Annotated in this window: 5 protein-coding genes; 2 read left to right on the forward strand and 3 right to left on the reverse strand. The window is 53.0% G+C overall.

Features of this window, described 5'->3' with window-relative positions:
• Positions 1-43: 43 nt before the first annotated feature.
• On the reverse strand, positions 44-1330 hold the full coding sequence (locus JRI89_08970) for an IMP cyclohydrolase (GenBank protein MBW2071375.1): 1287 nt from the start codon (positions 1328-1330) through the stop codon (positions 44-46).
• Between the two features lie 224 nt (positions 1331-1554).
• On the opposite strand from JRI89_08970, the gene JRI89_08975 reads away from it, so the two are divergent.
• Positions 1555-3264, forward strand: coding sequence for a VCBS repeat-containing protein (locus tag JRI89_08975; GenBank protein ID MBW2071376.1), 1710 nt, complete (start codon positions 1555-1557; stop codon positions 3262-3264).
• Between the two features lie 351 nt (positions 3265-3615).
• Entirely contained in the window at positions 3616-4077 is a 462-nt protein-coding gene (locus JRI89_08980; GenBank protein MBW2071377.1) for a transposase, read from the forward strand.
• A gap of 298 nt (positions 4078-4375) precedes the next feature.
• Here JRI89_08980 and JRI89_08985 read toward each other — a convergent pair whose 3' ends face one another.
• Both JRI89_08985 and JRI89_08990 read right to left on the reverse strand, forming a co-directional pair.
• Positions 4376-4942 carry a hypothetical protein gene (locus JRI89_08985; GenBank protein MBW2071378.1) on the reverse strand — a complete coding sequence of 189 codons (567 nt, stop codon included), beginning with the start codon at positions 4940-4942 and terminating at the stop codon, positions 4376-4378.
• 391 nt (positions 4943-5333) lie between these two features.
• Complete coding sequence (locus tag JRI89_08990) at positions 5334-6725, reverse strand: hypothetical protein (protein MBW2071379.1); 1392 nt, start codon at positions 6723-6725, stop codon at positions 5334-5336.
• Positions 6726-7103: the final 378 nt, after the last annotated feature.

Below are 7103 nucleotides of genomic sequence, written 5' to 3' on the forward strand. Positions count from 1 at the left end.
AGCCGGAGTTATCGAACAGCGCACTACTAGAGCTGGTATTTCTCTAATGTTTGAACGCTCTCTGTCCGGTGAATACCATGGTGGCCCCAGCTTCGTTGCAGGCCTCGATCACCTCAAAATCCCGCATAGATCCTCCAGGCTGAACCACGGCTGTTACTCCTTCTCTGAGACCCACATCCACGCCGTCACGGAAAGGAAAAAAGGCGTCAGATACCATTGCCGACCCCGGCAAACCCCCTCTGGCCTCCCTGGTTGCTGCGTCTATTTCATCTTTGAGAGAAGCTTCCTTTTCGCCTCTGGCAACAGCGAGCTCCAGGTCCTTGCAGGAAATGGAATGTTTCTGGAAGCAGAGTCGGTCAGCATACTTGGTGTAGGCTTTGTAGACCGCGATCTCGGCCACTCCCACGCGGTCCTGTTCTCCGGTGCCAATTCCCACGGTACATTCGTCCTTGACGTAGAGCACCGAGTTTGAGGTCACACCCTGTTCGATGCTCCAGCCAAAGAGAAGATCCCTGAGTTCATCTGGAGTGGGTTGACGGTTGATGCGATACGTTTTCCCCTGATATTCGGCTTCAGCCGGCTTGAAGTCATCGACACTCAGAATTGCATTGAGAGGGGACTGCTGCACGATAAGGCCGCCGTCCATGAGAGACTTGAACTCGACAAATCTCTTTGTCCGAAATTCTTTCAACTGGTCGATGCGAGAGATTCGAATGATCCTGAGATTGGGCCGTTGTCTGAGGATGTCAATCGTACCCTCTTCATAGTCCGGAGCTGCCACCACTTCAAGGTAATTGGCGCTCACCAGTTCCGCGGTCGCTCTGTCTACCGGCTTGTTGAAGACCACGCACCCTCCGAAGGCAGCAATTCGGTCCGCCATGTTGGCCCGGTCATAAGCTTCGGCCAGAGTGCTGCCATGGGCTGCGCCACAGGGGTTGTTGTGTTTGAGAATAACTGCTGCTGGACGCTCTGCAAGATATTTTATTATGTTGAGCCCGTTGTCAAGGTCAGTGAGGTTGGTCTTGCCGGGATGCTTACCGGCCTGCAGCATGTCTGCTTCTGTAATGCTGCTCACCAGGCCGAGGCCAGGCTCGATGAACTGGCATTCCCCCAGAGTCAGGTTGCCGCTGACGAGTTCGTACAGAGCTGCTTCCTGGCCTGGATTTTCCCCGTAACGCAGACCTTTTTCGATGAGCATTCCACTCTTGTCGTCTGGCAGTTTCCAGGTGCGCTTGCGGTAGGTGAGAGTCTGTTCACCAAAAGTAATGCTCATTTGCTCAGGGAAATGGTCGTCCATAATCTTCTTGTACATCTCTTTCAATTCTGGCATGGCGGCCTCCTAAAGCTGAATGACTATGAGAGACATTTGATGAAGAATCGATAATTCAGAACATTGTGCAGCGTCTGGTCCTGTCCACCGGTAATTTTCTCGGAACCCCTGTCCTTGACCGGAAGATTCCATCCATGGTAGATAGCGCAGACATCAAGTCGACTTCAACTAAATTTGCCTTTGCGAAAGCAACCCTAATATACAAAGGAATTGGAATAAAGGAAATGATTCATTATAAGAAGATCGCCATAATCTTTATCGGCGCCATCTGGATGGTGCTGGCGTTTTTCACCCCGGGCCCTGCAGCGGTCAAGAAGGTGGCGGTGCTCCCTTTTCAGATCAATGCAGCCGAAGACTTGAGCTACTTGCGCGAAGGCATCATGGACATGCTCGCCAGCCGCCTCTCCTGGGAGGGCAAAGTAGAAGTCATCGAAAAACCGCTGGTGAAAAAGGCGATGGCCGCAAGCCCTAGGCCGCTCGACGAGGCCAAGGCACGACAGGTTGGCGGCAAACTGGGTGCGGATTATGTGCTGTTCGGCAGCCTGACGGTAGTTGGCAACAGCGTGAGCATTGATGCCAAGATGATCCCTCTCACCGGAGAGGGCTCTCCTGTGACCGTCTACGAACAGGCCAAAAGCATGGGGGAGGTGATCCCGAAGATAAACGACTTTGCTGAAGCCATAAACGGCAAGCTCTTTGGTCGGCAGATGGCGGCGGCTGCTCCCCCGCCCAAGCCAAAGTTTTCCCAGGAGCACCCTGAAAGATTGCTGAGCCGTCAGGGCTCAGAAGCGATTTCGCCTGTGCCCGGAGGCAGCTTCGAGATCATGCAGCAGGCTCCTGGAGCTGGGGGTACACGCTCGGATCTCTGGCGCAGCCAGCGGCTCGAGTTCCCGGTAAACGGCATGGACGTGGGAGATATAGATGGCGACGGCCGCCCAGAAATAGTTGTACTGTCCAGATTCAGGGAGGTTCTGGTATATCGCTGGGCTCAGGGCAGTCTCATCAAACTGGCATCATTTGAGACTTCCCGGTTGGACAGACTGGTGTGGGTCTGTGTTCTGGATGGCAACGGGGACGGCAGGGCTGAGATTTATGTGAACAACATCCGCAATGATATCCTTTCATCATTTGTGCTGGAGTGGCAGGGGGGCAGACTGGCCAAGACAGCTGGCGAAGTGCCCTGGTATTTCAATCGAGTTTTCCTGCCGGAGAAAGGCATGGTGCTCATTGGGCAGAAAAAGACGCCAGATGATATTTTTATGCCCGGCATCTATCTGCTGCAATCCGCAGGGGGCAAATATTCGCCCCTGGATGCCCTGCGGCTTCCCAAAGAGGCGAACGTGTTCAACTTCCTGCAGGCTGATCTCAACGGCGACGGTAGGGTTGAAACAGTACTCATCGGCTTTGAAGACAAGCTCTATCTGTTCGATGATACGGGCAAGCGGCTGTGGCGAAGCCGAGATTACTACGGGGCCACTGCCAACAAGATCCCGCCAAGAAAAAGCATTCAGGAGGAGTACATGAAAGACCGGAGCGGTGTAGTGCTGCCTGAGCCCTATTACATCCCCTCGCCGCTTATTCTTTCAGACCTCAACAGCGACGGCAAACCAGAGGTGCTGGTCAATCAGAACACTTCCTTCCTCTCCCGCCTGTTGATGAAACAGCGTAATTTTTCCAATGGTCAGATCATGTCCCTGGTGTGGGACGGCTACGAACTGCTGCCCCAGTGGAAGACGCGGCCCATAGACGGCATGGTGGTGAGCTACCGCCTGGCGGACGTGGATGGCGATGGTGCTGACGAACTGGTGGCCATGGTTCTGAAGGACAAGGAGTTCCTGAAGGCAAGCAAGAGTGTACTTTTCGTGTATGAACTCGGCCAGGTTCGGCAGCAGCCTGCGGCAGTTCCACCCGTTGGACAGCAAGGAGGGTCGTAATTTCCGTGTGGCAGTCACGCCAATGACGTGACTGCCACAGAAGGAATGAGACCACAATAATACCTGTGGGAGCGGCATCTTGCCGCGATAGAGTGTTTCAGTCACACGAATGGCGTGATCGCAGCGGGACGCTGCTCTCACAAGAGGAATACAGGCGCATAAGATTCATTGGGGAAATACTCACTAACCGCCAAAAAGCATCACGATCACATCCTTGGTGTGCCTGCACTTACAGGTCAAGATCAGTGGATAAGGATTTCTGTGGGAGCGGCATCTTGCCGCGAAAAAGCATCGCAGTTTCGCAAAAGGCGTGATTGCTCCAACAAAAAGACCTTTTTCTTACACTAAGTTATGTTACCTACAAAGGGCTCTCGATATCTGAGAAAAGGCCGAGCATCAACTACTGGAAATTATTATCTAATCACTACTTCAACCCACAACAGGCGGAAGATCTTTTCAGAGCCAATAGCAGCCCAAATAGTTCTCGACAGCTTGTTATGGCTTGATGAAAAAAAAGTGATCGATCTTGAGGCGGCGGTGGTGATGCCAGATCATCTTCATTTCATTGCAAGGCTCATTTCAGACTCGCTTTCCAATTTGATGCATAGTCTAAAAAGCTACAGTTCGAAGAAGATAAAATCGATTTTGAAATTGGAGGGCAGAATCTGGCAGGTACAATATCACGACCATGCAATCAGGAAAGATGAAGTGTTGAGGGATGTCATTCTGTATTGTTTGAATAATCCCGTCAGGGCCAAGCTGGTTCAAGATTTCCACGACTATCCCTTCTGGTATTGTCGTTACCAGGTTTGAATTGGAGGGAGAATTCGAAGGATTACCGCTGTATCCGGTAATCTAAGATATCTTCGTCTTGCCGGAGCTAGTCGCAGCGAGACGCTGCTCCCACAGAAGGATACTAGCTTACACCAACAATTCTTGTGGGAGCGGCATCTTGCCGCGATGATGTCTTGAATAAGAAACCGAATTGGAGGGGTATCGTGTCTGGCATGATAGGGAATTTCATCATCCTGTGGGAGTCACGCCCCAGGCGTGACTGCGATACGCTACCGCGGCAAGATGCCGCTCCCACAAAAGAAAGAATTTTTTAATCTTACCAGAAAAGCACCCTGTCCCCATGGTCCCCCTGGGTGTTGTAACGCTCAGAGCTTATGATATCTACAAGGATGGTTCCCAAACGAGTGTCAGCCACATCGTTCCATTCAGCAGACACCTTTTCAGGGTTGGTGTAGTTCCGATAATTGAAGGTGAGCGGCAGGGTCACGGGTTTGCTGCCATTTCCCTCCCGGTCGCGGACCAGAAGAGTGATCTGGAACTGATCCCAGACCAGGTCAGGGTCTGGCGGCGTGGGCAGGAAGAGATAGCCAGCAAGCTCTCCCCTGTTGTTTGGCTCGAGTCTGGTGCGCACTGCCGGATAGAAGCCGACGCCGTCTTGGCGAATGGTGGTAGCAATGTAGGCCATATCCCCGTCGGGATCGTTGGCCCGCAAGTAAACCCGCCAGGTGTCACCGGGACGGATAATATGGGCTCCGTAATAGGCGGTGATCTGGGGCGGCTCCCCCTGGGGTGTGCCGCTGGGCTTCCAGTAGGGAGGCTGCGGCGCACAGGAAAGGAGCAGGATGATGGTTGCCATTATAAGTAAGATATTCTTGGTTGTCACTTCAATTACCCTCTCTAGCCGAGATAATTTATCGCAGCCACACCAAAGGTGTGACTGCTTCTATAGGGAGAAGCTCATTGCAGCGGGACGCTGCTCCCACAGAGGGAATAGTTACGATAATAATTCCTGTAGGAGCGGCTCCCTAGCCGCGATAAAGCAAGCGGCACACTCTGTTGGTAAATACGATAAGCCGCACGGCCATACTCTACGTTTGCATATTCCAATTTAGAGTAACCATCAATCAGGGATGAAGCAAGCGGCTGCTCAGGAGAGGGGAGTTATAATGGCCATTTTGGGGCGGATTTAGAAATCATCTGCAAAAAGAAAAAACCCCGGGGCTGGAAACCCCGGGGTTTTTCATGTTGTGATCGTCTTTCAAATGTAAACGAAACTACCAGTTGTACTGCACCCTGGCACCGAGCTCGTAGACGTCATCATCGCTCTTAGAGGTGCTGAAGCCGTCGTCTGCAAAGAGGTAGGCCCCCACGAGACGCAGCTTCAAGCCTTCCCAGATGCCCTGATCCAGGTAGAAGTCGAACTCGTGACCAATGGCGTCGTCAGTGCTGTCAAGGTCGTTGGCATCGTCGAACACGTCCTCGGCATGCATGTTGAACCAGTAGTTGAGGGTGAGCTTGGTGCTCTCTGTGGCCATCATGCTGGCGCCCAGTTTGAAGGCAAGGGCGTTGCTGGGATGATCGTTGCCCACGCCCGTGGTGAAATTGCCGAATGGGGCAAAGTCTCCGCCGGCTGTACCGTTGCGGTCCAGAGTTCCCAGGCCGAGAATTTCCGACCAGTAATGGGAAGCGCCGGAGAATGGCACCCAGTTATCGAAGTCGTCCAGGTCGCCGTCGGTGATGTCGTCGTCGCCGCTCAGGTAGAGGAACTCGGCGGAAAGGGTGAAGGGATCCAGCAGGTAGTTTGCTCCCACATCCACCATCCATCCCTTGAAATCTTGATCTGATGCACCGTCCAGATCCAGGCTACCGAAGTTCTTGCCGGCAATCAGGAAGGCGGAGAGGTTTTCCCACTTCATGTTGAACTCACCCATCAGGATGAAGAGGTCCACACCGTCGTCATCTGCTTCTATAGCATTTATTTCAGCAATGTCCCCTGGGCTGAGTCCGGGCAACCCTGTTAGGCCATTTTTCAAGTCATCCACAAATCCCTGGGCAGCTTCACGGCCAGAGTGCTGTGCACCAAAGCTGAGGCGAGCGTTCCAGGTTTCAGCCTTGTAGCCGACGCTGGCGCCCGTGTTCCAGATGTCGTCCGAGGTCTTGGTATTATCGTCGTTGGTGTGCCAGGCAAAATAACCGATCACGTCCACAGGGTCAAAGTTCAAGGCGACTTTGGCAGCGGAGAAGTCGTCATCCAGATACCAGCCCTTGTGCAGGGCCACACCCTGGATGCCGAGCTGGGTCCTGATGGGGTAGCCGGGGATGGTGAAATCCATGTAGGCATTCTTGGTCTCCACGTTCACCGCGTCAGCACCCTTTGCGCCGCCCTGGCCTTTGCCTGAACCCGGTTGACCCCAGGTAATGTCGCCGATCTCAGCGCGCCACACAAAGCGGAGATTCTCGCTGGCCACGGCAAAGAAGTACCATCTCAAGCGCTGGTCCACAAAGTTGTTGTTGTCATCAACGTCATCGTCGCCGCTTGAAATATTGTCATTGGAGATGGCTCTCACCCGGAAGACGCCGCCGAACTTGGCCTCCGCCGCAAAAGAAGGTGCAACCATCGCCGCCACCGCAATGACTACTACGAGACAAAACAGTACGCGTTTCATACAACCTCCTTGTCTTTAACTCTTCTCTCCTTGTGTTGTTTCCTATGGCCCTTAGTACAACAAACAATACCCCTCCCGCATCACCTCCTTCCAGTTGAAAGGGACGGCTACTACCATTTCTCCACATCGAACGGCCGCAGAATTACTACGAAGTCCACAAGTTGTCAAGAAAAAAGTGCATTCATCTAAAACAATGCCGCGCTTTTTTCCCATCTCTGGCAATTTCAAAGCCGATATCTTGATAGCAAGAAGTAGGCCAGAGTCTTGTTGGGATATGTGACGAAAGATCGACCGTGTCTCTTCGAGTTGTTCTGTGTCTCTGGGACACTACTTGTGGGAGCGGCCATACCGCGGCCGTGGCCGCAACGTGATATCGCT

This window comes from Deltaproteobacteria bacterium, assembly GCA_019309045.1.
GTDB lineage: Bacteria > Desulfobacterota > Syntrophobacteria > BM002 > BM002 > JAFDGZ01.